Origin of the sequence: Parasphingorhabdus sp., from assembly GCF_036568145.1 — a bacterium.
Taxonomy (GTDB): domain Bacteria; phylum Pseudomonadota; class Alphaproteobacteria; order Sphingomonadales; family Sphingomonadaceae; genus Parasphingorhabdus.
Window position 1 is genome coordinate 112985 of sequence record NZ_DATCTC010000016.1, and the last position, 25544, is coordinate 138528.

26 protein-coding genes are annotated in these 25544 nt (G+C 52.0%); 14 read left to right on the plus strand and 12 right to left on the minus strand.

All coding sequences use genetic code 11. The features are described from left to right. Positions 1–23: 23 nt before the first annotated feature. Genes VIN76_RS04845 through VIN76_RS04855 form a run of 3 tightly spaced genes read right to left on the minus strand, consistent with a single transcriptional unit; the run spans position 24 to position 1996 of the window. Complete coding sequence (locus tag VIN76_RS04845; protein ID WP_332040690.1) at positions 24–809, minus strand: ThuA domain-containing protein; 786 nt, start codon at positions 807–809, stop codon at positions 24–26. Next, complete coding sequence (locus VIN76_RS04850; RefSeq protein WP_332040691.1) at positions 810–1370, minus strand: VOC family protein; 561 nt, start codon at positions 1368–1370, stop codon at positions 810–812. Beyond that, positions 1367–1996: a glutathione S-transferase family protein gene (locus VIN76_RS04855; protein WP_332040692.1), complete on the minus strand. Its 630-nt coding sequence runs from the start codon at positions 1994–1996 to the stop codon at positions 1367–1369. Before VIN76_RS04855 ends, VIN76_RS04850 begins: the two co-directional genes overlap by 4 nt. 223 nt (positions 1997–2219) lie before the next feature. On the opposite strand from VIN76_RS04855, the gene VIN76_RS04860 reads away from it, so the two are divergent. Together VIN76_RS04860 and VIN76_RS04865 are read left to right on the plus strand one after the other, a co-directional pair. Further along, positions 2220–3803 (plus strand): aromatic ring-hydroxylating dioxygenase subunit alpha, encoded by a 1584-nt coding sequence (locus VIN76_RS04860; RefSeq protein WP_332040693.1) that lies wholly within the window; start codon positions 2220–2222, stop codon positions 3801–3803. A 13-nt stretch (positions 3804–3816) separates the two neighbouring features. After that, positions 3817–4230: a PaaI family thioesterase gene (locus tag VIN76_RS04865; RefSeq protein ID WP_332040694.1), complete on the plus strand. Its 414-nt coding sequence runs from the start codon at positions 3817–3819 to the stop codon at positions 4228–4230. Between the two features lie 27 nt (positions 4231–4257). On the opposite strand, the gene VIN76_RS04870 is transcribed toward VIN76_RS04865, so the two are convergent. From VIN76_RS04870 to VIN76_RS04885, 4 genes are all read right to left on the minus strand, one after another. Next, a complete protein-coding gene (locus VIN76_RS04870) occupies positions 4258–5070 on the minus strand; it encodes a helix-turn-helix transcriptional regulator (protein WP_332040695.1) in 813 nt (270 codons plus the stop codon). A gap of 132 nt (positions 5071–5202) precedes the next feature. Next, positions 5203–5436 carry a biotin/lipoyl-containing protein gene (locus tag VIN76_RS04875; protein WP_332040696.1) on the minus strand — a complete coding sequence of 78 codons (234 nt, stop codon included), beginning with the start codon at positions 5434–5436 and terminating at the stop codon, positions 5203–5205. Positions 5437–5438: 2 nt separating this feature from the next. Further along, positions 5439–6446: a pyruvate dehydrogenase complex E1 component subunit beta gene (locus VIN76_RS04880; RefSeq protein WP_332040697.1), complete on the minus strand. Its 1008-nt coding sequence runs from the start codon at positions 6444–6446 to the stop codon at positions 5439–5441. Next, positions 6443–7426 carry a thiamine pyrophosphate-dependent dehydrogenase E1 component subunit alpha gene (locus VIN76_RS04885; protein ID WP_332040698.1) on the minus strand — a complete coding sequence of 328 codons (984 nt, stop codon included), beginning with the start codon at positions 7424–7426 and terminating at the stop codon, positions 6443–6445. Before VIN76_RS04885 ends, VIN76_RS04880 begins: the two co-directional genes overlap by 4 nt. Before the next feature lie 373 nt (positions 7427–7799). Here VIN76_RS04885 and VIN76_RS04890 point away from each other — a divergent pair, with 373 nt between their 5' ends. From VIN76_RS04890 to VIN76_RS04900, 3 genes are all read left to right on the plus strand, one after another. Further along, the gene (locus VIN76_RS04890; RefSeq protein ID WP_332040699.1) at positions 7800–8801 is read left to right on the plus strand and encodes an NADP-dependent oxidoreductase; all 1002 of its coding nucleotides are present in this window, start codon (positions 7800–7802) and stop codon (positions 8799–8801) included. A 97-nt stretch (positions 8802–8898) separates the two neighbouring features. Further along, on the plus strand, positions 8899–10110 hold the full coding sequence (locus VIN76_RS04895) for an acyl-CoA dehydrogenase family protein (RefSeq protein WP_332040700.1): 1212 nt from the start codon (positions 8899–8901) through the stop codon (positions 10108–10110). A gap of 41 nt (positions 10111–10151) precedes the next feature. Next, positions 10152–11291: an acyl-CoA dehydrogenase gene (locus tag VIN76_RS04900; protein WP_332040701.1), complete on the plus strand. Its 1140-nt coding sequence runs from the start codon at positions 10152–10154 to the stop codon at positions 11289–11291. A 20-nt stretch (positions 11292–11311) separates the two neighbouring features. On the opposite strand, the gene VIN76_RS04905 is transcribed toward VIN76_RS04900, so the two are convergent. Then, positions 11312–11692: a nuclear transport factor 2 family protein gene (locus VIN76_RS04905; RefSeq protein ID WP_332040702.1), complete on the minus strand. Its 381-nt coding sequence runs from the start codon at positions 11690–11692 to the stop codon at positions 11312–11314. Positions 11693–11960: 268 nt separating this feature from the next. Between VIN76_RS04905 and VIN76_RS04910 the strand changes: the two genes are divergently transcribed. The 5 genes from VIN76_RS04910 (at position 11961) to VIN76_RS04930 (ending at position 16421) form a co-directional block, all read left to right on the plus strand. Beyond that, the gene (locus VIN76_RS04910) at positions 11961–12368 is read left to right on the plus strand and encodes a Zn-ribbon domain-containing OB-fold protein (RefSeq protein ID WP_332040703.1); all 408 of its coding nucleotides are present in this window, start codon (positions 11961–11963) and stop codon (positions 12366–12368) included. Positions 12369–12399: 31 nt separating this feature from the next. Further along, on the plus strand, positions 12400–13545 hold the full coding sequence (locus tag VIN76_RS04915; protein WP_332040704.1) for a thiolase family protein: 1146 nt from the start codon (positions 12400–12402) through the stop codon (positions 13543–13545). Between the two features lie 112 nt (positions 13546–13657). After that, positions 13658–14824, plus strand: a complete 1167-nt coding sequence (locus VIN76_RS04920; RefSeq protein WP_332040705.1) for an acyl-CoA dehydrogenase — start codon at positions 13658–13660, stop codon at positions 14822–14824. 169 nt (positions 14825–14993) lie between these two features. Beyond that, positions 14994–16016 carry an NADP-dependent oxidoreductase gene (locus VIN76_RS04925; RefSeq protein WP_332040706.1) on the plus strand — a complete coding sequence of 341 codons (1023 nt, stop codon included), beginning with the start codon at positions 14994–14996 and terminating at the stop codon, positions 16014–16016. A 9-nt stretch (positions 16017–16025) separates the two neighbouring features. Further along, the gene (locus VIN76_RS04930) at positions 16026–16421 is read left to right on the plus strand and encodes a limonene-1,2-epoxide hydrolase family protein (RefSeq protein ID WP_332040707.1); all 396 of its coding nucleotides are present in this window, start codon (positions 16026–16028) and stop codon (positions 16419–16421) included. A gap of 4 nt (positions 16422–16425) precedes the next feature. On the opposite strand, the gene VIN76_RS04935 is transcribed toward VIN76_RS04930, so the two are convergent. Next, positions 16426–17187 (minus strand): SDR family oxidoreductase, encoded by a 762-nt coding sequence (locus VIN76_RS04935; RefSeq protein ID WP_332040708.1) that lies wholly within the window; start codon positions 17185–17187, stop codon positions 16426–16428. A 301-nt stretch (positions 17188–17488) separates the two neighbouring features. On the opposite strand from VIN76_RS04935, the gene VIN76_RS04940 reads away from it, so the two are divergent. Both VIN76_RS04940 and VIN76_RS04945 read left to right on the plus strand, forming a co-directional pair. Continuing rightward, complete coding sequence (locus tag VIN76_RS04940; protein WP_332040709.1) at positions 17489–20047, plus strand: TonB-dependent receptor; 2559 nt, start codon at positions 17489–17491, stop codon at positions 20045–20047. A gap of 197 nt (positions 20048–20244) precedes the next feature. Continuing rightward, complete coding sequence (locus VIN76_RS04945; protein WP_332040710.1) at positions 20245–21048, plus strand: SDR family oxidoreductase; 804 nt, start codon at positions 20245–20247, stop codon at positions 21046–21048. Between the two features lie 302 nt (positions 21049–21350). Here VIN76_RS04945 and VIN76_RS04950 read toward each other — a convergent pair whose 3' ends face one another. From VIN76_RS04950 to VIN76_RS04960, 3 genes are all read right to left on the minus strand, one after another. Continuing rightward, positions 21351–21653 carry a hypothetical protein gene (locus VIN76_RS04950; RefSeq protein ID WP_332040711.1) on the minus strand — a complete coding sequence of 101 codons (303 nt, stop codon included), beginning with the start codon at positions 21651–21653 and terminating at the stop codon, positions 21351–21353. Between the two features lie 169 nt (positions 21654–21822). Beyond that, a complete protein-coding gene (locus tag VIN76_RS04955; protein WP_332040712.1) occupies positions 21823–22236 on the minus strand; it encodes a holin family protein in 414 nt (137 codons plus the stop codon). A gap of 222 nt (positions 22237–22458) precedes the next feature. After that, positions 22459–23001, minus strand: a complete 543-nt coding sequence (locus tag VIN76_RS04960) for a glycoside hydrolase family 108 protein (RefSeq protein ID WP_332040713.1) — start codon at positions 22999–23001, stop codon at positions 22459–22461. Between the two features lie 201 nt (positions 23002–23202). Between VIN76_RS04960 and VIN76_RS04965 the strand changes: the two genes are divergently transcribed. Beyond that, the gene (locus tag VIN76_RS04965) at positions 23203–24321 is read left to right on the plus strand and encodes an acyl-CoA dehydrogenase family protein (RefSeq protein ID WP_332040714.1); all 1119 of its coding nucleotides are present in this window, start codon (positions 23203–23205) and stop codon (positions 24319–24321) included. A 25-nt stretch (positions 24322–24346) separates the two neighbouring features. Next, on the plus strand, positions 24347–25540 hold the full coding sequence (locus VIN76_RS04970) for an acyl-CoA dehydrogenase family protein (protein WP_332040715.1): 1194 nt from the start codon (positions 24347–24349) through the stop codon (positions 25538–25540). Positions 25541–25544: the final 4 nt, after the last annotated feature.

The following is a 25544-nucleotide window of genomic DNA, read 5'->3' on the forward strand; positions in this document are numbered from 1 at the left end:
AAATTATGCCTGAAATCCGGCGATTAAAATTTCGAGATAGCCGTTTCACACGACCAGGCTATGCCACGCCGTAGCAGGTCGTAGATAATTGGTTGCTGCCAGCCTGACCGGTCTATTTCCGGCCACCAATCGAGTACCGGTTCCATATCATAATGTCCGCGGCAATGGCCCATGGTCAGATAGAGAACCGCACCTTCGCCCATGCGCCGGATATAGAAAACCGGATGGCGGCTTTTCTTGATATCGCTATGGACAAAGCCGCTAATATCATCCGTGCCATTATATTCTGTATCGAGTAATATATCGAGCTCGGCGCGCGTTTCGACCAGATATTGCTCATCGACAGTCTCAAAGCTGGGAATACCCTTGACCAGCGGGTGATCCGGCTGGGCATTATCGACCGTGAATGGAATGATCGGCGGGTGCGCGAGAAATCGGGTGCCTAGCGTATCAGCAAAGACCGGCATTTCATCCGGCGCATCGACTAGCCCGTTTTCAAGGAATCTGAGGACCGAGTTAGTGCCATGCAAAGCGAAATAGCGGCCGCCTTTGTTGACAAAATCCTGAATGTTCTTTTGTGCCGCTACACTGGGCTGGAGGTCGCATGTATAACTGACCAGGAAATCAGCGTTCTTGATCGCGTCGAGATTTTCGTAATCTTCAAATACCCGTACCCGGATGCGATCATCTTCTGCCAGTAATTTAAGAACTTCCAGCCGAGCAAAATCAATATCATGATATTTACCGGCAGCGACCAGTACACAATTGATCGGTTTCTGGTCAGGTTTGCGTTCCGGTGCTTCGCTCATTCATTCTTTTCCTATTATCGGGTTTGTTTTTCCATCCCAGTCGAGATGGGCCTGCCGCATGGCAGCAAAGCCTTCGCGGCCAGCTTGCGGTATTTGCAGATATTCGATGATGGTTCCGGGTCCGCCGCCATAATCAGCATAGAAGGCCCCGCCGACACCGCCGGGCAGAGTGACTTCCTGAATGACTTCGCCGCCTTTGCTTTCGCTAATTCGCCGCGCTTCGGCCAGATCATCGACCATGATGCAAAGATGCTGAACCCCCTGTAATCCTTTTTCGCGCCAGTCCTTGAACATGGACGGGGCATCATTATCGGGACGGATCAATTCTACCTGCACATCACCCCAATAACCAATAGCCATGGAAAAACGGAAGTCGGTGGGCTGGCCGCGATATTTGACATTTTCGACCTGGACACCTTCGGTGTGGAAAAACGGGCCGGCACCCATTTTTTGGGTCCAGTAGTCAAGAGCAGCATCATAATCATCGGGCACATAGCTGATCTGCATGATGGTGCCGAGTTTGGCGAGCGAGGCGGGTGATGATGTGGTCATATCGGTCATTCGCTATCCAACCAGACTTTGGCAGATTCGCGCTCATCCATATGCTGGACAAAACGGGCCAGATTATCGGTACCTTCGGGAAGGCTCCATCCAATCGTGCCGCCAAATTTAATAAAGCAATAAGCCACAAGATCTGCGAGCGTGAACTTGTCCTGGCAGATATATTTTTTGTCGCCCAGTTGTTCGTTCAGCCATATCCAATGCCGGTCAGATATAGCGGATAATTCAGCTGCTGCTTCGGGGCTGACAACATCCATGCGCGGCTCGAACATGGGGCGGCCAGCGCCGCCGCGAAATCCGAGAGTCATGGGCACGGCTATTTCCAGATCAATACGGCGCGCCCACATGCGTATCTCGGCGCGCGTTTCCGGGGTAGTGCCGATCAGGGCAGGGTCGGGATGTGTTTCTTCCAGATATTCGCAGATCGCGATGATCTCACTCAGCATGAAGCCGTTATCGAGTTCCAGGACGGGAGTCGTGCCGAGAATATTTTTGTCGGCAAATTCAGGTGTACGGTTTTCGCCCGTAAGAATGTCGATATGAATACGTTCTATATCCAGCCCTTTTTCCAGGATGTACATACGAACAAGCCGTGGATTCGGGCCAAGGCTGGAATAGAGTTTCACGGAATAGCTCTCCTTTTGTACAGACTCATGCCTGTCTTGTTATCGGGTAGGATACACAGGTAACGGGACCCAACGGTCCTCTCAAAACCATTAGTAATGTTGCGGTATTTTCGCGGGGCGAACATATTTTGGCAAGATGCAAGGGGCTGCCAGTTTCACTAGTGGAGTTTACCGTTTCTTGCAGTAGGCTCAGGCAAAAGAAGTTCAATGCTTTCAGGAGAAGATGATGGTCGAGACATTAACAGGACATAATCGGTCAAACGGCATTTCTTATATCGAGTTGTTGGAAGGCGACAAAGTACGGGCGCCCGAAGTATATTTTGAAGAATCGCCAATGGAGCCGGGCCTGACGAGTATTGATGTCAGCCGCTATTGGACCAAGGAAGAGCATGACCGGGAAGTGGAAATGCTTTGGAAACGGGTCTGGCAAATGGCCTGCCACAAAGATGATATCAAGGCGGTTGGTGATACCCATGTCTATGATATTGCCGGAATGTCCTACCTCATTGTCCGTGTGTCAGAGGACGAGATTAAAGCCTTCCCTAACAGTTGCATGCATCGCGGCCGTGCGATTTGCGATGGCCATAAAAAAGAGCAGAAAGCCCTGCGTTGTCCGTTCCATGGCTGGTCATGGGAACTGGATGGCAAGTTGAAGGAAGTGCCTTGCCAGTGGGATTTCCCGACGGTCAGTGAAGAAACGCATAGTCTTAAGGCGGTTCGCGTCGGCGAATGGGGCGGATTTGTTTTCATCAATCCGGATCCCGATTGTGAGCCGCTTGAGGATTTTATTGGCGATCTTGATCGTCATTTCCAGATTCCTTTCGAGCGCCGGTACAAGGCCGCACATGTTATCAAGCGCTTGCCTTGCAATTGGAAGCTTGCCCAGGAAGCCTTTATGGAATCCTATCATGTGGTAGCGACCCATCCCGAATTGATGCCGGCTTTTGCCGATGCGAACAGTAAATATGATGTGTGGCCCAATGTGTCCCGCGCCATGTCTGCCCATGGTTCGCCAAGCCCGCACACAGGGCTCGAAAACCCGGACCCTAGCGCTTTTCCGGATAAGAAAGCCTTCCAGAGTTTCATTCACCCGCTCAGCAAGCATCTGTACAAGCGGTTGGGAGAAAACAGGGTTGAGGTTTCTTTGCCTAATGGCAAGAGCGGCATTTTCGATATGGAAGCCAATTATATAGAAGGTGATCTGAAATCGGCTGATACTCATATGTGCAATTGGGTCGGCGGTAAAATCGCACCCGCAGATGAGGACATGCCGATGGAGTTCACAGGTGAGTCGGCTCAGGCTAACCGGCAGGAAGCGGCACAGGCGCGGCGCGAACAAATGCGCCCGGTATGGGGTGACAAGGTGGATGAGATCAGCGATGCCGATCTGACCGATGCGATTTTCTACAGTGTTTTCCCGAATATAAGCCCATGGGCGGACTTTAATCCGATTTTTTACCGGTTCCGCCCGGATGGTGATAATCCTGAGCAATCATTGCATGAAGTGCTGTATATGGTTGCGCTGCCCGAAGGGGCCGAGCGACCTGAGCCGGCGGAATGCAAGTTCCTTGATCTGGAAGACGATTATACAGAGGCCACGGGATTGGGTAGCTATCTGGCGAAGGTTTTCAATCAGGATTATCTCAACCATAAAGCCATGCAAAAGGGGATTAAAAGCCAGCCGGACGGTGTCGCGATATTTGCCAGCTACCAGGAATCAAAGCTGCGCCATTTTCACGAGACGCTCGAATTATGGCTGACTAGCGAAACACCGCCCAAGAGTCCGAAACGTCAAACAGCGGCATAGGGTTTTGGGAGCTTTGGAGGCTGGAACTATACCCGCGGGATTTGCACCTGCCAGATTTTCGACTGGCTTCCTTGACGTAGCGGGTCCCTATTATACGCGAAAGGATGCCGATCATATTGCGGTCGGCATCCGTATCGGGGAAGGGCATATCAATGGAATTGATGTGGCCCATGGCGGTGTGCTGACAACCTTGGCCGATGTTGCGCTAAGCTATCAGCTTTTTGTCAGTGAGAAGCCGCATTTACCGATTGCCACGATCAATCTTAACACCAATTTCCTTAGCGGTGCGAAATTGGGAGAGTGGGTCGTGGCCCATGCCTATATTGATCGCAAGGGCACGCGCACGGCATATTGCCACGGCAATATTGTCGCAGATGATCGATTGTTGATGACGATGACAGGCGTGTTCGCGCTACTGCGAAAATAGATTTCCTTACTCCGATCTGGGCGTCTATTAGTCGGTAGCACCCAGATAACCGAGCTGCCCGGCCTTGAATATCGTTTGGCCGCGGTTGACGCTGTTGAGCTTTTGCCCCGCACGGTTAACATGATAGCGGATAGTCGCATGGCTCAGCGATAATATCATGCTGATTTCCTTGTCAGTTTTGCCGATAGCTGCCCAGTGCAGACATTCCGCTTCCCGTTTAGACAGGATACAATTGGCCGGCATCCGGTGCTTCTGCCGCATCGCCAGGACATAGCCTGTTATAAAACGCCGGGTGACAACAGCAAAAAAGTCCGAGTACAGCCGGTAAGGTTCGCTAAGCTCGCTGACATTATTATCCAGCGGGGTGAAGCTGACCGACGCGATTTGCCCGAAAGGCAAATGTATCGGGATCAGAATGGCTGATTTGGCGCTGGAGGTGCCATTAAAATATCCTTTGAGGTCGATCTCGTTAAGATATTCGTTCTGCCAATGGCCATGGAAACCCTCGGCATTGCACCAGATAGGCTCACTTTCATAGCGACATGCACGCGGTAGCGGAGAACTAAGTGCCAGCCGGGTATCCTCCCACCAGCGCTCGCCTTTGGCTGTCCAGCCGAAAATATCTTTGTTAATCAGCTCACCTTCGGCATCTACCATATGGGCTTTGGACGAAATATCGGCGCTGGCCGCGATCCGGAAGTTATAGGATTGCGCGAGTTTGTGAATCGCTTCTGCAGCGGGGCGAATCCCAGCGGGGCTGGTAATGGTGACACTGTTCAGGATACGGCTGAAAGTTAACTTTGAAAAATCAGGAATATCTTCGATAAAATTTTCGGCCATTTATGCGCTTCCTCTCCAGGGAGCCCGTTCGTGCGGGCTCCCGATTAGCGCATCTTTCGCATGTTTGGTTTTCTAGTCAACCCAACATCGCTATCTATAATGATAGGCTTGGTTAGTTTCTATTTTCACCGGTTATTCAATCACTCCAATCAGCTCGCCAACCGGATATTCTTCGCCAATTGCGCTGACAATAATCTTGAGTTTTCCGGTTGCAGGTGATTCCACTTCCTGCGTGGATTTGTCATTTTCGAGAGCATAAATTTCCTGCCCCTCGGTGACATCAGAGCCATCGGGCACCAGCCATTCTGCAAGTGTGCCGACTTCCATGCTAAAGCCCAATTTTGGTATGCGGATTTCAGTAGCCATATTTACCTCAGTAATTTGCGGATTTCACGTTCAATATCATCTTCGCTGAACATCCAGGCCTTTTCAATGGCGGGAGAGAAGGGAACCGGGGCATAGCCTGATCCAACCCGTCCAACCGGTCCCTTGAGTTCAGAGAATAGTTCTTCATGGATGCGCGACGAAATCTCTGCGCCGGTTCCAAAATTTCTCACGGCTTCATGCACGACGACCGCAGCCTTGGTCTTGGCCACACTTTTCAGCACGGTTTCCTCGTCAAACGGAGCGATTGTGCGCAGGTCTATGACTTCGCATGAGATACCTTCGCCAGCGAGTTTCTCCGCAACTGCGTGACAGGCACCAACGCCGCGGCTGTAAGTGATCAGGCTGATATCGCTACCTTCCCGCGGAACGGATGCCTTGCCGAGTGGCACGACATGATCAGGTGCTGGCGCTGGACCTTTTGAAAAATAGGTCGGGGTGTTCTCAATAAAGATCACCGGGTTGGGGTCCATGATAGATGAATATAGCAGGCCATAAGCATCTGCCGGATTGGATGCTGCAACCACTTTCAAGCCCGGAACATGGGCCAGCCATGCTTCAAGCATATCACTATGTTGCCCGCCCAGACCGGTTCCTGCACCCGTGGTGGTGCGAATGGTTAGCGGCACGCTGGTCTGTCCGCCGGACATGAACCGTAATTTGGCCGCATGGTTGACAATCTGGTCCATAGCCACGGTGATGAAGTTCATCAGCATGATTTCCGCGACAGGTTTATATCCGACCAAAGCCGCGCCTACAGCGGCCCCGACAATCGCCTGTTCCGAGATCGGCGTCGAGCGCACGCGGTCGGTACCGAATTTCTCCGAAAGACCAGCCGTTACTTTGAACACACCGCCGCCTTGTTCGTCGGCAATGTCTTCACCCATCAGGATGACCTTTGGATCATCGGCCATCGCCTTGGCCATTGCCATGTTACACGCTTGTGCGAACATGATTTGCTTCGGGGCTTCTTTTTTATCGGGCGTGCTCATGCTGCAATCTCCACGTCTAGAACATCAATGCGATATTCGTCTCCTGACGGATAATCACTATCGAGCGCAAATTGTGCAGCTTCATCAATGATTGCGGTATTTTTGGCTTCAATGGCAGCGATGTCCGCTTCGCTCACCTGAAGGTCGAGCAATTGCTGGCGCAGGATAGGCATTGGATCATCCTTTATTGCCTGTTCCATTTCTTCTTTGGGAATATAGTGGCTGGTGTCGCCCAGCAAATGGCCGTGGAAGCGGAATGTCATGGCCTCGATCAGGGTTGGTCCCTTGCCGGCACGCGCATATTCCACGGCTTCTTTGGCTGCGGCATACATTTCGCTGGCGTCATTGCCATTGACGCGGACTGAGCGCATGCCAAGTCCTTCGCCGCGCTGCTTGATGGTTTCCGAACTGGTGGCAAAAGCCATCGGCGTATGTTCGGAATACAGGTTGTTCTGGCAGAGGAAGATCACTGGCAGTTTCCAGACCTGCGCCATGTTCAGACCTTCATGAAAGGCACCGATATTGGACGCCCCATCACCGAAGCAGCAAACTGTGACTTTGCCGTCTTTGTCCAGCTGGCTGGCGAGAGCCAATCCATTGGCAATCGGAATGCCCGATCCCACGATGCCGGTTGTAACCATAACACCGGATTTCGGGTGGGTGATATGCATCGGGCCGCCTTTGCCTTTGCAAGTGCCGGTCACTTTGCCGGCAAATTCTGCCCAAAGATCTTTGGATGGGATGCCTTTGGCCAGTTGGTCGTGCAGTCCACGGTAAATGGTGACGAGATAGTCTTCCTGATTAATTGCGGCCATCATAGCGGAAGAGACAACTTCCTGACCACGCACAGGATAATATACAATCTGCAATTGTCCTGAACCAATCATTTTACGAAAGCGGATATCCGACTGCATGATCAGGTCCGCACGGGTAAAAATGTCTATCAGGACATCTTTGTCTGCCATTTGTGTATCGCTCAAGGCTTCACTCCATTTTTGGTAAACATGTATCACCTGAACTCTATCAGGATAGGTCTATTCCATATATTCCTAAATAGCGCAGGGCAGATCACCGGCCACTATTGTTATAGGGAGTATTGCAGGAAAATCGGCCCCCGCAATTACGGAATATTGTGGATTCGAAATGCGGGTTTCCGCGACGGTCAATATTCCCGCAATGCAGCAAAATATCGTTGGTTTTAGACCATCCTACTGGAAATTCATGGAATGTTTCGCGGCCCTCAAGGGTTATGGCGACCCCTCCTTATAAACAGCAAAGCTATCAAAGCTGGCAGTTATCCGGTCGCCGGGCTTCAGTCTATCAGAACGGATATCACGAAATTGGAGGATTAGGATGACAGAAAACAGACAGTGGCTGATTAACGGACGCCCCAGAGGACGTGGTCTTGTGGACGACGATTTCAAGAAAGTCGTGACACAGGTACCTGAGGTCACCGAAGGCCACGTGTTGGTCAAGAACGAGATTCTTGCTTTCGACCCTGCCCAAAAAGGCTGGATGGAAAATATCGGCGGTTATGTTGCTCCAACCGAAATTGGTGAAGTGATGCGGGGCAGCGGCATCGGCACAGTAGTTGAATCGCGCGATTCCGCATTTGCCGCTGGTGACAAGGTCATGGGCGGGCTGCGCTGGCAGGACTATGCGATGTTAACGGGCAGCGAATTGATCAAAGTTCCCGATGATGATCTGCTAAGTGCTAATCTTGGTGCTCTCGGTACGACGGGATTGACGGCCTATTTTGGTCTGTTGAAGCACGGACGGCCGCAGCCGGGCGATACATTGGTGGTTTCCGGCGCAGCAGGGGCAACAGGCTCTATGGTCGGTCAAATCGGCAAGATTGCCGGATGCCGGACCATTGGCATTGCAGGCGGCAAGGATAAATGTGACTGGTTGACCCAGGAAGTCGGCTATGACCATGCCATTGACTATAAAAATGAAGACGTGCGAGCCAAACTGAAAGAGCTTTGCAACCAGTCGATCAACGTTTTCTACGACAATGTCGGCGGAAAGATTTTGAACGATGCGCTGGCTCATATTGCCATGCATGCACGTATTGTGATTTGCGGGGGCATCTCTCGTTATGAACAAGGCGATATGCCAGCTGGTCCCGAGAATTATTTCAATCTGATATTCAAGCGCGGGACGATGTCGGGCTTTATTATGAACGATTACGCGAGCGAGTTTCCCGAAGCCAAGAAACGCATGCGTCAATGGATCAAGGAAGACAAAATCACCTTTAAGGAAGATATCCAGGAAGGCTTCGATAATATCCCTGAGACCCTGAAGCGTTTGTTTGCGGGGCAGAATTTCGGCAAGCAATTATTGCGATTGGATTGACGCATATTGGGGCTGGCTTGTTGCTAGCGCTAACTATTTGCGCAGTGCCAGCCCTTCGCCGTCTGCAATAAGATGGTTATATGACAAGAGGGAATATATGAGCGACCTGGAAAAATTTCGCGCCGAAACGCGCGAATGGCTAGCAGAAAACTGCCCAGAGGAAATGCGCGATGGCGACATCACCGCAGAGAATCAATGCTGGGGCGGCCGCCAATGGGAGTTTCAGTCCGAAGCTCAGAAACGCTGGTTCGATGCGGCTGTTGCAAAGGGGTATACGGTACCGACCTGGCCGCGTGAATATGGCGGCGCTGGACTGAAGGCGGACGAAGCGAAGATCCTTGCCGAGGAATTAGGCCGTATTAACGCGCGCAAACCGCTGAGTAATTTTGGTATCTCTATGCTTGGCCCTGCGTTGCTGGCTTTCGGTACGCATGAGCAGAAGCAGATGCACCTGACCGCAATTGCCCGTGGTGAAATCCGCTGGTGCCAAGGATATTCCGAGCCCGGCGCGGGTTCTGATCTTGCTTCGCTCAAGACCAAATGTGAAGACAAAGGCGATCACTGGTTGATCAACGGACAGAAAATCTGGACGTCCAATGCAGATATTTCCGACTGGATATTCTGTCTGGTGCGAACTGATTTTGATGCGCCCAAGCATAAGGGCATTACCTTCATATTGATTGATATGGCGAGTGAGGGGATCAGCGTAAAACCGATCGTCCTGATCTCTGGCCATTCGCCGTTTTGCGAGACTTTCCTGGATAATGTGAAAGTTCCCAAAGCCTATGGTGAAAACAACTTATCCGTTGTCGGCGAAGTAAACCGGGGCTGGGATGTTGCAAAAAACCTGCTGGTTCACGAACGCGGCATGCTTGGAACCATGTCCCCTCTACGCGGGGCGACAGGACCTGAAAATCTTGGCGGATATGCAGCCGAAAAAATCGGTCTGGACGCCACAGGGCGGCTGGATGATCCGGCGCTGCGGCAGAAAATTGCCCAGGCCGAAATTGATGACTGGGCCTATACACTGACGGTCGAGCGGATGAACGATGAAGCCAGTAATGGCAATGGCCTTGGCGCCAAATCATCCATGCTCAAATATGCTGCTTCCGAACTCACCAAAAAGGGTAGCGAACTGCGTATGGACATTGAAGGCACAAAGGCCGCGACAATTGGTCCCGACGGGATTGAGCATGACAGCTTGGCCAATACCTGGCTTTACAACCGTGCCTACTCGATCCTCGGTGGCACGACCGAAGTCCAGCTTAACATCATTTCCAAGCGAGTCTTGGAACTGCCCGACAACTAAGTCAGAAAATTAAATCAGGCTCATAATTAGGCGAAAACGACATGGCCCTTATTCTCACAGAAGAACAGGAAATGCTGCAGGATGCGGCTAGCGGATTTTTAACCGAGAATGCTCCGGTCGCCGCGCTCAGGCAATTGAGAGATAGCAAAAATCCGGATGGTTTTTCCCGCAGTCTTTGGCAGGAAATGGCTGCAATGGGTTGGGCCGGGATTATCGTCGATGAAGAATTTGGCGGTAGTGATTTTGGATATGTTGGCGCAGGTGTGCTGGCCGAGCAAATGGGCCGCCACCTGACCGCTTCGCCGTTTTTCTCCACTTCAGTTCTGGGAGCGACTGCCATCCAGCGGTACGGTAGTGCCAAACAGAAAGAGCAATATCTGGGATCAATATGCGATGGATCTACCCTGTTCGCGTTGGCGGTTGACGAGGGGCCACATCACCGTCCGGAACATATCGAATTTTCTGCCAAGCCCCATGGCAATGGCTATATTCTGTCCGGTTCAAAGACATTTATAGCGGACGGGAATATTGCGGATAAGCTTATCATTGCGGCGCGGACATCCGGCAAGGTCGCTGACTCATCAGGCATTACACTGTTTCTTGTTAATGCCGACGCGGAGGGCATCAAGCGCACGCATACACCAATGATCGATAGCCGTAATGCTGCTGATATCGAGGTTGATGGTCTTGAGGTGACGGGCGATGATATCCTTGGCACAATAGACGGCGGTAATATTGCCCTGGAAGGGATTTTGTCTGCGGGCCGCGCGGTATTGAGCGCGGAAATGTCCGGATCGTCACAACAGGCTTTTGCGATTACCGTAGATTATCTGAAAGAGCGCGAGCAATTTGGCCAGAAAATCGGTTCATTTCAGGGGCTCCAGCACCGCGCAGCCCATCTTGCGACCGAGATTGAGATGACCAAGTCGGCTGTTCTTAAGTCATTGCAATTGCTTGATGATGATTTCGAAAGCGCCTCTGCGACTTGCTCGATGGCCAAGGCAAAATCGGGGGATACCGCGCAATTGTCCACGAAAGAAGCGATCCAGATGCATGGCGGCATTGGCGTAACAGACGAATATGATGTCGGGCTTTATTTCAAGCGAGTCCATGTGGCCCAGCAGATGTTTGGCGATGCAGGATTCCATGCCGACCGGCTGGCGCGACGGTCGGGTTACTAGGCCGGCTGGCGATTAAGCGTTTAGCCTTCGCTGCGGGTGACGTTACCCGGTCCGAAATGGGCAGTCATTTTTACGACTTTGCCTTCATCGTCAAATTCGAAAATGTCGATGACATCAATATGGGTCACCGCTCCGTCGACGGATTTGATTTCGGCATGAAACGGAAAAGCCGCCGCTCTGGCGCTCACGCGGGGCGGGCCGGTCAGCTCGGCTTTCGCGCCACCAGCAAAAGCTCTTTGGTAAAAGGGCAATATGTCCGCACCCGTCTTTGGCTCTGTGCCAACTGGATCCTCGACTTTGGCATTGTCTGCATAAATGGCCATCACCGCATCCATGTCACCGGCGTTGATAGCAGCAAGATAGCGTTTCACTATCTCGGTCATATGTTCGGGCGTTGGCATCCAGCTTCCTTTCCTAAGATATTAAACGAATAATAGAGGCAGGATTTACAAGAGCGTCTCCCAAATTAGATAGGATCGGGTGCCGCAGCTTACCTGGCCAGTGATGATGCGGGTTTCGTCACCGGAAGAGACCTTCTGGTAGATGGCGAGATGCTCGCCGTGCATTCGGGCTATTAAAAATCTAACTAGCCGTTTTGGCAGTTAGTGACAGACAGTCTTTGGCTTAGTGTCGGGGCTTCATATTGGTGAAATCAAAAGGAAAAGGCGTATGAACGCGCAGCCTATCGCAGATAATCTGTTCACGGATGAGAGTATGACAGCCCTTCTTGGTGCGCGGAATAAACAGACGGGCCATATATCCTTCCCGCTGCCTCTCACACCGAATGATGATATAGAACCTATAGAACTGGCGACCCGCGGTTCCGTCTGGACTTATACCGTTCAACGTTTTCCGCCAAAGCCCCCTTATATCGGACCTGCGGATCCAGAGACTTTCAAGCCCTATGTGGTTGCCTATGTCTCTTTGCCCGGACAGACGATGGTGGAATCCCGGCTGACCGGCGTTGAACCGGAAGACGTGAAAATCGGCATGGAAGTCGAGCTTGTCGCCATTCCGCTAAACCCGGATGCACCAGATGATGAGCAAAAAATAATTCATGCTTTCAAGCCTGTTTGAAGTTTTGAAAGCTGTTTGAGGAGAGATTGAGATGAGCGACGTATGTATTGTAGGCGCTGGCATTCACCCTTTTGGTCGGACCGAGGGACGGGATGGCATGGATCAGGGGGTTTATGCTGTTAAGCAGGCGCTGGCCGACACCGGAATTGATTGGGCTGATGTCGAATTTGCTTTCGGTGGTTCCAGCGCTTCCGGCGCTGCAGATACGATGGTGTCGCATCTTGGCCTCACCGGTATTCAGTTTATCAATGTTTCCAACGGATGTGCAACCGGTGGGTCTGCGCTCAACGCAGCAGCTAGCGCGATCAAGTCGGGTGAATATGAGCTTGGCATGGCTGTCGGTTTTGACAAGCACCCGCGCGGGGCGTTTAACGCCAATCCAGCGGAATATGGCCTGCCTAACTGGTATGGTGAAGCGGGTTATATGCTTACTACGCAGTTCTTTGGCGCAAAGATTATGCGGTACCTGCATGAAAATAACCTAAGTACCGAAACATTGGGACGGGTTGCAGAAAAGGCATTTCGCAACGGGGCCAAAACAGATCACGCGTGGCGGCGCAGTGAAGTTGATCTTGAAACGATCATGAATGCCCCGATGATCAGCGACCCGCTTAACAAATATATGTTCTGTTCTCCGGCCGAAGGGGCTGTGGCACTGATCCTTGCGAGCGAGAAAAAAGCCAGAGAACTTGGCGGGCCGATAATTCGCCTGAAAACCTCTGTAATGCGGACTCGTCCGCCAGGCTCGTTTGAAGTTTTTGCCGCATCGATTGATAATGAGCGCGGCGGCACTGCGACTGAACTTGCTGCCAAGGCAGCTTTCGAGCAGGCTGGTATGGGGCCGGAAGATATCGATATTGCTCAGCTTCAGGATACTGAGGCAGGTGCGGAAATCATGCATATGGCGGAGAACGGATTTTGCCCGCACGGGGATCAGGAAAAATGGCTGATCGAGGGACGAACAGAAATTAAAGGTGCGCTGCCGGTTAATACTGACGGCGGTTGCCTTGCTTGCGGGGAACCGATTGGCGCGTCCGGGCTTCGGCAAGTCTATGAAAATGTCGTCCAGTTGCGCGGAACCGCTGGTGAGCGTCAGGTTCCGGGTGATCCGAAAACCGCCTATACTCAGGTTTATGGCGCTCCTGGTGTAGCAGCAGTCACGATATTGCAGCGCTGATACGAATCTATTTCGTCGTGCCAACTTGTGTCGCCGTCTCTAACAGGCTTAAGGTAAGGTAGAGAGGTTCTGATGCAGATCCACAATGACGGAATAATGAAAGGACTATGATTTGAATCACGAAATTAGTGCCGAAGCCAGAGAAATTGCCGAGAAGGTCGAGGGCTTCGTCCGGAACAAAATATTCGATTATGAAAAGGATGCCCGGTGCGAGGATCATGGCCCAACCGATGAACTGGTGCAGGAAATGCGGGCCTTGGCGAGAGAGGCAGGTGTGCTCACACCGCATATCCGTGAAGACGGTAGCCATCTGACGCATCTTGAAACCGCTCTGGTTCTGCGCAAATCCGGCTTGTCACCTCTTGGGCCGTTGGCGGTCAATACATTCGCGCCGGATGAGGGCAATATGTATCTGCTCGGCAAATGTGCATCGCCGGAGCAGAAGGCACATTTTCTGCAACCATTGATTGACGGAACCACGCGCTCCGCCTTTTTCATGACCGAACCGGCGAGTGAAAACGGAGCGGGATCCGACCCGATGATGATGCAGACAACGGCAAAACCCGATGGCAATCATTGGGTGATTAACGGCCGCAAGACATTTATCACCGGTGCCAAAGGCGCGACAGTCGGAATCGTCATGGCGAAATCCGATGATGGCGCCTGTATGTTCCTGGTCGATTTGCCTGACCCGGCGATTACCATCGAACGAGTGCTGGATACGATCGACAGTTCCATGCCGGGTAGTCATTCTGTCGTGAATATTGAAAATTTGCGTGTGCCCGCTGACCAGATGCTTGGAGAAAGTGGAGAGGGCTTCAAATATGCACAAGTCCGGCTGGCCCCGGCGCGATTGACCCATTGCATGCGCTGGCTTGGTTCCTGTGACCGGGCGCAGGAAATCGCATCGGATTATGCCAGAAAGCGGATGGCTTTTGGCAAGCCGCTTATCGATCACGAAGGGGTCGGGTTCATGCTGGCGGAAAACCAGATTGATCTGAAACAAGCCGAATTAATGATCGATTGGTGCGCGCGTGTTCTTGATACCGGTGACCTTGGAACAACTGAAAGCTCGATGGCGAAAGTTGCCGTTTCAGAAGCCTTGTTCCGCATTGCTGACAAATGTGTTCAAGTCATGGGCGGCACTGGCCTTAGTCGGGATACTGTGGTCGAACAGGTCTTCCGTGAGGTTCGCGCTTTCCGCGTTTACGACGGACCGACCGAGGTTCACAAATGGTCGCTCGCCAAGAAAATCAAGAAACAGCAAGCTACCACTTAATTGAAAATCAGGCCTCTTCAATGAAAATAGGGGGGCTTGATTAGCCGCATAGTCTTAGACGGTGTGAAGGTTGTTCAATCAGTGACATCCTCTCACCGGGGCGACTTGCAAGAGAGTTGGACGGAACCATTAGCTCTCTTGGGAGGAGAGTCATTTTAGGAGAGAGAATATGACAACCAACAGAAAATTCACGCTGGTCAAGCGCCCCGACGGCGAACCAAAGCCAGGCGACTTCAAACTGGTTGAAGAGGAATTACCAGAGTTGGCAGACGGTGCGTTCCTTGTCCGCAACCATTATATTTCACTGGATCCCGCGCAGCGTGGATGGATGAGCGATGCAGAAAGCTACATGCCGCCAATTGCTTTGGGCGATGCCGTGCGGGCGAGTGCGGTTGGACGGGTCCATGCTTCCAAAAATCCCGATTTTGCCGAGGGACAATGGGTTGTCGGATTGGCGGCAATGGAGGAATTTTCGGTCGTCGAAGCAGGGGGCTTTACCTCTCCGGTTGACGTATCACTTGTGCCTTCTCCGACCAATTTCCTGTCAGTGCTTGGCGCAGTTGGCATGACGGCCTATTTCGGAATGATCGAGGATGGCCAGCCCAAGGAAGGCGACACATTATTGGTAACCGGTGCGGCGGGCGCGGTTGGATCGCTGGTCGGACAAATCGGCAAAATCAAGGGGTGCCGGGTTATAGGAATTGCGGGAGGCGCTGATAAATGCGCGCGCCTGATCGACCATTATGGCTTTGATGCTGCGATTGATTATCGCGGCAAGAGTCAGAGCGAGCTGGAGGCGGAAATCGCCGCAGCCGCGCCGGATGGTGTCGATATTATCTGGGAAAATGTAGGTGGTATCATTCTGGACGCAGGCCTCACCGCAATCAACGAATATGGACGCGTTGTGCTATGTGGCCTTATCAGCGAATATAACAGCCCTGAACCCGTGGGTATCCGGAACCTGTGGTATCTTGTTTCCCGTCAGGTAACGATCAAGGGTTTTCTTGTCCGTGATTATCCCCCGCGCTTTCCAGAGGGTATCGCCCAGATGGGACAATGGCTGGCTGAAGGCAAGATCAAGCATGACGAGGATATCGTTCGGGGTATCGAGAATAGCTACGATGCCTTTATGAAGCTGTTTTCAGGCGGCAATCAGGGCAAGTTGATTCTGGACGTTTCACCGGACAAATAGGGGGCAACCATGTCAAATGTGAATGAAAAGCTTGTTCTCGACTTTATCGATAGCTGGAACCGGCGTGACTTTGATTCCATTTATGCCGCGATGGCGGATGATATTTTTTATCATAATATCCCGATGGAACCATGTAACGGCCTTGCTGAGGTAAAGGCTTTTTTTGACGGCGGCGCATTTAATTTTGAAGAAGCGGATTGGACCGTGCATGCAATCGCAACCAATGGCGATGTGGTGCTTACCGAACGCACAGATAAATTCAAGATGGCCGGACAATGGATAGCAATCCGGGTCATGGGCGCTTTTGAAATTGAAAATGGTAAGATCGCCAAGTGGCGGGACTATTTTGACCTTGCCGAGTTTCAGGGACAGGTTGCTGCCATTATGAAAGCAAATGCCCCTTAATTAACTAGCTTGGCTGATATAGTGCCCCGTTATCGACGGGATATTCCCCTGCTGTCATGAACCGCGATGCATCGCTTGCCAGATAGACGCAAAGCTCTGCAACGTCGTTAGGGTGGCCCATTTCGCCCAGCGGGATCATGCCGGTTGCGGGTGTCGGTTCGCCCTCTGCACCAACAGATGCTTGTCGGACCATGGGTGTATCGATAGCAGCAGGGTGCAGGCTATTGCAGCGGATAGGATAATTCTGTTCTTTGCAGTGCAGCGCCACTGATTTGGTCATCGACCGCACACCGCCTTTGGCGGCCGTATATGCCAGGAATGCGGAATATCCCTGCAGAGCGGCCATGGAACTGAGATTGATGATCGAGCTGGGTTGGTCATTATTTTTCATAGCTCGCACTGCCGTCTGGCAACCAAGAAATACACCTTCTAACATCACCGCATTGGTCAGGCGAAACTGTTCCAGTGTGCAATCCTCAATCGTGGCTGGAATAACCAGACCGGCATTATTGACCAGGATATGCGGCGTTCCGAATGTGTTTTGCGTTTCGTCAAAGACCTCTTGCCAGCGGCTCGGATCGGCAACGTCCTGGTGTAGTCCCATTGCATGTGCTCCGATTGATGAACCTAGCTCTTTGACACTCTCGCTATTTATGTCCGTGAGAACAACCTTCGCACCTTCCTTGGCAAATGTTTCGCCAATTGCTTTCCCAAGCCCGGAAGCCGCTCCAGTAACAATTGCAATTTTACCCTCTAGCCGAGCCATATCGTTCCCTCTCCCAAATAACCGTCTGGTTAATAGCATAAGTTGCAATTACGAACCATATGACAACCATTAAAATCATTAGTTTTCGTAGCGTAATTTCAGCTATCATCGAGGATAATGTGGTATGAATATCACACCTGTGACGATTTGCTATCAAATTGGGTAGCAGAGCCCCGCAAAAGTCACGTTTAATATGCTCCCATAATCTGCAACGCGAAGCCAATTCATAATTCGCCAGCAGGCACAATAAACAATTGCAACACGGCCCGGATACGTAACTGGGTCAATAAGGGAGGAAGCGATGACGAAAGAAAATACACGCCATAATAATGTGACCGCACGGGCATTGCTGCTAGGTTCAGCTGCCAGTCTGGTCTTTGCGGGATTTGCTGTACCTGCATATGCGCAGGATGCAGTGCAGGAAGATAGCGGTTACGAACAAGACACCGGTTATAGCGTTATTACTGTGACGGCCCGTAAGCAGCAAGAAACATTGCAGGAAGTACCGGTCACTGTCTCTGCCATTGGTGGCGAGACTCTGGAGAAGTTTCAGGTTGATGAGATTGCTGATGTAGTCAGTCGTGTCCCGTCGTTGAACGTAGCCATTGGTGGTTCCGGCTCCGGCGGACAGATTTCACTGCGCGGTGTTGGGTCTTCGAACCTTTCGGCTGCCTTTGACTCCGCTGTCGCTTTCGATTTTGACGGTGTTCAGGTTAGCACGATGCGTATCGTGCAGGCCGGCTTCTTTGATGTCGAGCAGATCGATGTACTGAAAGGCCCGCAGTCCCTCTTCTTTGGTAAAAGTGCTTCGGCTGGCGTGTTTTCCATCCGGTCTGCCAATCCTACGCAGGATTGGGAAATGGGAGGTAAGGCATCCTACGAATTTGAAGAAAAAGGGAAAGTTTTTGGCGGTTATATTTCCGGTCCAATGAGTGACACATTAGGTGTCCGATTGGCTGCGCGCTATACCGACATTGACGAGTATGTGAAATTGGAGCCAGGCACGCCGGCCATTAACCGGGAGCGCGGCCTGAGTGAATTTGTCGGTCGTGCGACATTGCAGTGGGACCCCGCTGACAATTTCAACGCCAATCTGAAGCTGAATTATGTCAAAAACAAGAATGATGGCGCGACAGCCCATCAGGACATTCATTGCGGTGCCAATGGTCGTCCCGATGAAGTTGTATTGCTGCAAGGGGCAGTTGCTATTCCAACCGTAGCAAGCTGTAACATCAATGATGATACCTATGCTACGCAGGTTGATCCAAACCCTGCGCTCGTAGGGAAGTTTCCTGACGGAAGTGCCGGTGCAGATGGCCGTTATCCAGGCAAACCATTTGGCGAAACCGATATTTTCTTTGGTCGTTTGAAATGGGATCTGGATTTATCAGATACTCTCACACTGTCCTCCGTATCCGGTTATCTGAACCTCGATTCAGTTGACTTTGACAGCTATAGCTATGGCGGTGTCGGTCTTGCCTTCAATCCGGCTGGTTTGCCGCTATCCGCAATTGCACCGGCACTTGATGCAGTCAACTTTCCGGGCGCTGCGTTGGCTGCTGGGCAAAGTGACCCACGCAACCAGACCGAACAATTTACCCAGGAAGTACGCCTGACAAGTAATTTTGATGGCATGTTCAATTTCATGGTCGGCGCATTCTACGAAAGCCGCGAGATCGATTTGGGTACATCGCAGCAGGCGGTAAATATTTCGCTTATTGCACCAGATCCTGTGACCGGAAATACTTTTGACTATTACAAGAAGCAAAAAACCAAAACCGAAGCATTTTCCGTATTTGCGAGTACAACGCTGGACCTGACCGACCAGTTACAGCTTTCCGGTGGTCTACGTTGGACAGATGAAACGAAAGTAAGCCGGATTACAGTCCCTTACGTTCACTCGTTCCTTTCAGCGACCCCCGCGTTTATTGACAGCGGTTTCTTTTCCGGACCAATCAACTTTAGCGATAACAATTTCTCACCCGAAGTGTCCATTCGCTATCAAGCGACACCGGATATCAATATATACGGTGCGTTCAAGACAGGTTTCAAATCGGGTGGTGTAGACAATAGCGCCTTGCCATCGAACAGTCTGCTGGGCTTTAACGATCCCGATCCGGCAGTTCGTCAGGCAGTTGCCGATTCTATCCGCTTTGATTCAGAAACCGGCATGGGCGGTGAAATCGGTGTGAAGAGCCAGTTTGCAAACCGGTCTGTTACCTTTAACATCTCGGGCTTCTATTATGTGTTCGACGATCTTCAGGTGCAGAATTTCGATGCAACGAAAGTTCAGTATCTAACGTACAACGCCAGTCAGCTCACAACCAAAGGTATTGATATTGATTGGGCTTGGTTCACGCCCATAGAGGGGCTGAACCTGTCTGGTGCGCTGGCCTATACGGATGCCAAATTCTCGAAGCAGTTTATTACATTGGATCCCGACGGTATTCCGGATAGCGGTGACGAGACCGATCTGGACGGTCGCAGAGCAGCGCGAGCACCTGAGTTTGCCGGCAATATCGCGTTCGATTGGACTATGCCTTTCAGTGATAATATGGAATTCGGTCTGAACGGTAACCTGCAATATTCGAGCTCTTACTTCACAAACCAATCGACGCTGACAGATTATAAACAGGACAGCTATGTGACCATTGATGGTGCAGTTTCCATTGGGCATCCCGAAGGAAAGTGGAAATTGGCGCTTGTCGGTGTGAACCTGACTGATGAAATCTGGACGAATACCAGTGGGGGCCGCCCGTTCCTGGCCGGGCCAGGACTGGGACTGCCGGTAGGCGATGACTTTTCAGTCACGCAAAACCGTGGTCGTCAGGTGTTTGTGGAAGCCAGCTTCAAGTTTTGATTGACTCTCCCGTTAATCATGGTGGGCCGGGGCAGTGCAAGCTGTTCCCGGCCCTTTTTTTATGGGACTGCGCAGGGTTCTTTTGAACAGAGTGGGCGAGGGAATACTCATATTGACAGTGGCCCGTATCCACGGATCATCTAGTTTGGTCGATCATTTAGTGTGACGGAAATATCCAGCAATCGAGGAGAGAAATTATGGGACGTCTTGAAGGTAAAAAAGCTATTATATTGGGCGCAGCGGGTGCTGGAAATATGGGACAGGTCATGGCGAAGCGCTTTCGGGACGAAGGTGCGGACGTTCTGGTTGCTGGGCGGAAAGAAGATGAGCTGAAGCGTTTTTCAGAAGAAATTGAGGGGCATTATGCGCTCTGCGACCTGACGAAAGAGGATGATATTAACGCGCTTGGCGAAACGGCGCTCAGCAAAATGGGCAGTGTTGATATTGCGGTCAACGCTACCGGCCTTGGCTTTTTGAAGCCCTTTCTGGAAAATACCAGGGAAGAGCTTGAGATGATTTCGGCGCTTCAATTTGTCGGTCCTTTCCAGTTTTACCAGGCGATGATCCGGGCGATGACAAAGGCGGGTAACAAGGGCGGTTCTCTCATCCAGATCAGCTCTGCGACGGCAACGATCATGCTCAACGATCACGCCGCTTATATGGGTAGCAAGGCGGCAACCGATCATATCATTCGCTGTGTCGCACATGAATTTGGCGAGCAGGGTATCCGCGCCAATAGTATTTCGCCAGGGCTTACCCGCACGCCTATGACCGCAGGTGTCGAGCAGGTGCCGGGGCTGCTTGAGGCTTTTGAGGCACGTTATCCGCTGGGCCGGATTGGCACGAGCGAGGATATTGCCGCAGCGGCTGTATTCTTGGCCAGTGACGAATGTTTCATGACCGGCGAGAATTTGCAGGTCAATGGCGGGCTGTGTCTGCGTGGTAATCCTACCAACAAGGACAAGGAATTGATGGCGGCATCATTAGCTGCCGCTTCCTGATTTCAGGCTGATTTCAGGCTGATTTCAGGCCCTTGGGCTAGCTGGTCCTGATCCTTGCCGCGAAAGCGCAAGGGTCGGGGCTGTACGCCTGTTATAGTCACCCTGAGCCGCGTCTTTCAGCGATCCTTTAGATGGTTCCGCAATCAAACCGGGCATAGCAAGCCGGTAATGGCGGGAACGTATCAAAAGGAAAGGGCGTCCGCCGGTATCGCTTTGGATACTGGCAGGACGCCCCAAATAGCTATATGGCCCGTGAGGGCCAAAAGCATTCCTTGCATGTATTAATACGAAATAAGCTAGGCTTATTCTGCAACTTCTTCAGCAGCGTCTGTAGCAGCTTCGCCAGCAGCTTCAGCGGCTTCACCAGCGGCTTCAGCAGCTTCGCCAGCAGCGTCAGCGGCTTCACCAGCAGCTTCGCCCGTTGCGTCAAGAGCAGCGTCGGTAGCGGTATCAGCAGCAGCTTCAGCTTCAACAGCAGCGTCTTCTGCAGTATCAGCAGCTTCTGTTGCTTCGTCAGCGGATTCAGCACATGCTGAAAGAGCAGGAATTGCAAGTGCAAGGCCGGCTACTGCCAGCATATTGCGAAGGCTTGTTTCGTTAGACATTAAATATCCCCTTTGGAATGAACTAGACCTGCATCTCTATCCGCAACGGCATATCCATGGCAAGTGTAATTCTACCAAATGATAAAAATATTGAAAATCATAGGGCTACAGAGCATTATAATGGTTAACATAACGGGTAAAATAGTTAACCGGTCACCCTATTTTGCGTCTATTTCTCCACTCCGCGAATCTTTCCCCACTGCCGCGTGACCGTATATCCAAGGTATCCCGTGCCAAACAGAGCATATAAAGGTTCGGGAATTCCGGCCAGATAAGCGTTCATTCCGGTCGCAATATCGCGGGCCGCTTCTGGCCGGATCGCGGCTATAAGACCCATCGGGATCGCCCAGAGCAAGAGCAGATACATGACGTAAAGAAAACTGGGCCGGGCGCGGCTGGTCCACGGGTCGGCGGATTGCGCCTCGGCCAATATGGCGGACATCTGGACACGGACCTGTTCCAGTTCGTGGCTGCCTTCCATTTTCAAAAGTTCCAGCTTGGCCCGGTCGCGCGCCTCTTTGTCGGGAATGACCTTGTCGATAATCTGTGAAACAGGTCCGATAAGGGTGGATAATAAAGACATGATAAGAGTCCTTTTCTATGAGATTCAAGAATGTAAGATTTGCCAAACTTCACTAACTTCACACCAAGGAAGCCTTTATTTCTGCCATTTTCCATTTTTCGGTGTGAAAATGATGCTGCGCCTGATTTTGGTCCATGGTTCGACAAACGCTCCACTGGCTAACCACTGACGCACCATTGATGTTCGCTTGCCTGGTCGAATAATATGTTTGCCAAAGCCATTTCACCCGATGCGATGCGCGAGCCAGCCATAGAGAAATGCCTCGTTGGCGGGGCGGCTCTCGGCCAGACTGATATAACGTTCCCCCTGCAACGCCTCGACGGCTTTGAGGATGACGCGCTCCCCGTTCGCGCCGCGCTTTTTCAGGAATTGTTGCAAAGCGCCGATAGTTTGCGGGCCGATTTTGCGGTCCAGCTTTATATCGGGGAAATCCTGACCATTGCGATTTAGCGCGTTGAGGGCGCGTTGCAGAAAGCCGGTGGCGGTCGCTGGCCCCATATTGATGCCGGTGTCGAACAATTCGGCGGCCAATTCGGGCGCATGGAGCGAAATTTTATCAAATCCGGGGCGCAGCCAGTAAGTGCGCTTATAAATCGCCACCGCCTCGTCATAGGGGAAATGCCGCATGGAACCGGCATAGCCATGGCTGCGCGCCACGGTTTCCGTAACGCCCCAACGCGTCGGGCCGCCGCGATCAGCCGGGTGGTTGGAATAATCCCCCTCCACCGCGATTACATCATCAATCAATCTGTCGATATTCGTCATAATAACCCTTCCCTTTAGAAATTGAACAACAAATAACCTATATGGTTATATGTAGGAAAGAGACAATTTTGCCGGGTCAGAATTTAATTGACTGATTAACATCAATCGGGCCTATTCTGGTCCTGATTATAACGAATGATTCGCCTCAGGCTTTTGCTGGTGATGAAGCGCATAAACAAAACAGGTTTAGGAGCTGGTAGATTGAACTTTGATTTCTCTGAAGATCAGAAATTCCTGCGTGATGAAGCGCGCAAATTTTTGAGCGCGCAATGCACAAGCGCGCATGTCCGCGCCGTACTCGATGACGATGCGATGACCCATAATGAAGAAGTCTGGCAGAAAATTGTCGAAATGGGCTGGCTTGGGGCCGCGATTCCAGAGGAATTTGGCGGGCTTGGCCTTGGCATGCTGGAACTTTGCGTCATTGCTGAGGAACTGGGCCGGGTGCTTGCGCCTGTGCCATTCGGATCATCGGCCTATTTCTTTGCAGAAGCGGTCAAGCTGGCCGGGACCGAGCAGCAGAAAGCGGAATTGCTACCCAAAGTGGCCGATGGCACGATTATCGGATGTATAGCCACTACCGAGGGGCCGGGCGCTTTGTCGGCAACCTCTTTGCAGACTGCCTTCAATGTCGGCAAATTGTCGGGAACAAAAGTGCCGGTGACAGACGGCGATATTGCTACTCATGCCGTTGTTCTGGCCAAAGAGGGCAGCGGGACAGGCCTTTATATCGTGGAGCTGGAGCAGGACGGAGTCTCGCGCACGTCGCTCAAGACGCTGGAACCTACACGCAGCCATGCCAAAATCGTCTTTGACGGAGCATCGGCAACGCGATTGGGACAGGAAACCGGAAACGGCATGGCCCTGTTGGAGCAGGTGATGGACCGCGCGGCTGTACTGATTGCCTTTGAACAGATTGGCGGCGCGACACGCTCTTTGGAAATGGCCACCGAATATGCCAAGGAACGTCAGGCATTTGGCAGACCGATTGGCGGTTATCAGGCGATCAAGCACAAGCTGGCCGACATGTATGTGAAAAACGAAGTGGCGCGCTCCAACGCCTATTATGGCGCATGGGCATTGTCCACCAATGCAGCGGAATTACCCGAAGCCGCCGCGGCTGCGCGGGTTGCCGCATCGGAAGCATTCTGGTTCGCCAGCAAGGAAAATATTCAAACGCACGGCGGCATGGGCTTTACGTGGGAAGTGGATTGCCACCTTTATTATCGCCGCGCGAAATTACTGGCGGTGCAGGCGGGAAGTCCGGCGGTGTGGAAAGAAAAGCTTGTTTCCGCGCTGGAAGCCAAAAACGCCGCATAAGCAAAAGATTTACGAGGATTAAAAAATGGATTTTAAAGACTCACCAGAAGAAGCTGCATTCAGGGCCGAAGCCCATGCTTTTTTGAGCAAGCATCTGAAACCCAAAAACCAGGCATCGCTGCGTTCCGGACGCCGCGAAGATTATCTGGAGCAGGCCAAGAAGTGGCAGAAAATCAAGGCGGAAAACCAGTTCGCCCAGATTACATGGCCCAAGGAAATTGGCGGGCGCGGCGGTACGCCGATGCAGCAGGTTATCTGGAACCAGGAAGAGGGCAAATTCGACGCCCCGATTGCGCCCTTCACCATCGGTCTGGGCATGTGTGTTCCGACCGTGATTGCCTTTGGTTCGGACGAGCACAAGAAACGCTATGTCCAGAAGGCGCTTTATGGCGAAGAAATCTGGTGCCAGCTTTTCTCTGAACCCGCAGCCGGATCGGATGTCGCGGGCCTGAAAACAAAAGCGGTCAAAGATGGCGATGATTGGGTGCTGAACGGGCAGAAAGTCTGGACCTCCGGCGCGCATTATGCGGATTTCGGCATCGTGCTGGCGCGGACCGATCCCGATGTGCCCAAGCACAAGGGCTTGACCATGTTCATTGTCGATATGAAGCAGCAAGGGGTCGAGGTTCGCCCGATCCATCAGGCTTCTGGTGGCAGCGAATTTAACGAAGTCTATTTCACCGATGTGCGTATTCCCGACAGCGACCGGCTGGGTGAGCCCGGCATGGGATGGAAAGTGGCGCTGGTGACCTTGATGAACGAGCGGCTTGCCGTGGGTGGTTCTCCGGGGCCGGACTGGCAGGAAATCATGGACTATGCGCGTTCAGCCGGGACGATGAGCGATCCGGTGTTCCGGGCCAAGCTGGCCGACTGGTATGTCGCGGCGCAAGGATATAAGCTGACCAAGTTCCGCACCCAGACGGCTTTGTCGAAAGGCGAAACGCCGGGGCCGGAAAATTCCATCGGCAAGGTTATCACTGCCAACCATTTGCAGGACATTTGCAACAGCGCGATTGAAATGCAGGGCCATTACGGGATTATTTCCGACAAGGACGAAGCGGCGGCGAACGCGATATTCCAGGAAAGTTTCCTGTGGGCGCCGGGGCTTCGTATCGCAGGCGGAACGGACGAGATTTTGAAAAATATCATCGCCGAACGCGTGCTTGGCCTGCCGCAGGATGTGCGCGTGGACAAGGACAAACCGTTCTCGGCTTTTTAAGCCG

Coding starts and splice junctions, on each gene's coding strand:
- VIN76_RS04845 (WP_332040690.1), bottom strand. CDS start 809: ATGAGCGAAGCACCGGAACGCAAACCTGACCAGAAACCGATCAATTGT.
- VIN76_RS04850 (WP_332040691.1), bottom strand. CDS start 1,370: ATGACCGATATGACCACATCATCACCCGCCTCGCTCGCCAAACTCGGC.
- VIN76_RS04860 (WP_332040693.1), top strand. CDS start 2,220: ATGATGGTCGAGACATTAACAGGACATAATCGGTCAAACGGCATTTCT.
- VIN76_RS04870 (WP_332040695.1), bottom strand. CDS start 5,070: ATGGCCGAAAATTTTATCGAAGATATTCCTGATTTTTCAAAGTTAACT.
- VIN76_RS04875 (WP_332040696.1), bottom strand. CDS start 5,436: ATGGCTACTGAAATCCGCATACCAAAATTGGGCTTTAGCATGGAAGTC.
- VIN76_RS04880 (WP_332040697.1), bottom strand. CDS start 6,446: ATGAGCACGCCCGATAAAAAAGAAGCCCCGAAGCAAATCATGTTCGCA.
- VIN76_RS04890 (WP_332040699.1), top strand. CDS start 7,800: ATGACAGAAAACAGACAGTGGCTGATTAACGGACGCCCCAGAGGACGT.
- VIN76_RS04895 (WP_332040700.1), top strand. CDS start 8,899: ATGAGCGACCTGGAAAAATTTCGCGCCGAAACGCGCGAATGGCTAGCA.
- VIN76_RS04900 (WP_332040701.1), top strand. CDS start 10,152: ATGGCCCTTATTCTCACAGAAGAACAGGAAATGCTGCAGGATGCGGCT.
- VIN76_RS04905 (WP_332040702.1), bottom strand. CDS start 11,692: ATGCCAACGCCCGAACATATGACCGAGATAGTGAAACGCTATCTTGCT.
- VIN76_RS04910 (WP_332040703.1), top strand. CDS start 11,961: ATGAACGCGCAGCCTATCGCAGATAATCTGTTCACGGATGAGAGTATG.
- VIN76_RS04915 (WP_332040704.1), top strand. CDS start 12,400: ATGAGCGACGTATGTATTGTAGGCGCTGGCATTCACCCTTTTGGTCGG.
- VIN76_RS04925 (WP_332040706.1), top strand. CDS start 14,994: ATGACAACCAACAGAAAATTCACGCTGGTCAAGCGCCCCGACGGCGAA.
- VIN76_RS04930 (WP_332040707.1), top strand. CDS start 16,026: ATGTCAAATGTGAATGAAAAGCTTGTTCTCGACTTTATCGATAGCTGG.
- VIN76_RS04935 (WP_332040708.1), bottom strand. CDS start 17,187: ATGGCTCGGCTAGAGGGTAAAATTGCAATTGTTACTGGAGCGGCTTCC.
- VIN76_RS04940 (WP_332040709.1), top strand. CDS start 17,489: ATGACGAAAGAAAATACACGCCATAATAATGTGACCGCACGGGCATTG.
- VIN76_RS04945 (WP_332040710.1), top strand. CDS start 20,245: ATGGGACGTCTTGAAGGTAAAAAAGCTATTATATTGGGCGCAGCGGGT.
- VIN76_RS04950 (WP_332040711.1), bottom strand. CDS start 21,653: ATGTCTAACGAAACAAGCCTTCGCAATATGCTGGCAGTAGCCGGCCTT.
- VIN76_RS04955 (WP_332040712.1), bottom strand. CDS start 22,236: ATGTCTTTATTATCCACCCTTATCGGACCTGTTTCACAGATTATCGAC.
- VIN76_RS04960 (WP_332040713.1), bottom strand. CDS start 23,001: ATGACGAATATCGACAGATTGATTGATGATGTAATCGCGGTGGAGGGG.
- VIN76_RS04970 (WP_332040715.1), top strand. CDS start 24,347: ATGGATTTTAAAGACTCACCAGAAGAAGCTGCATTCAGGGCCGAAGCC.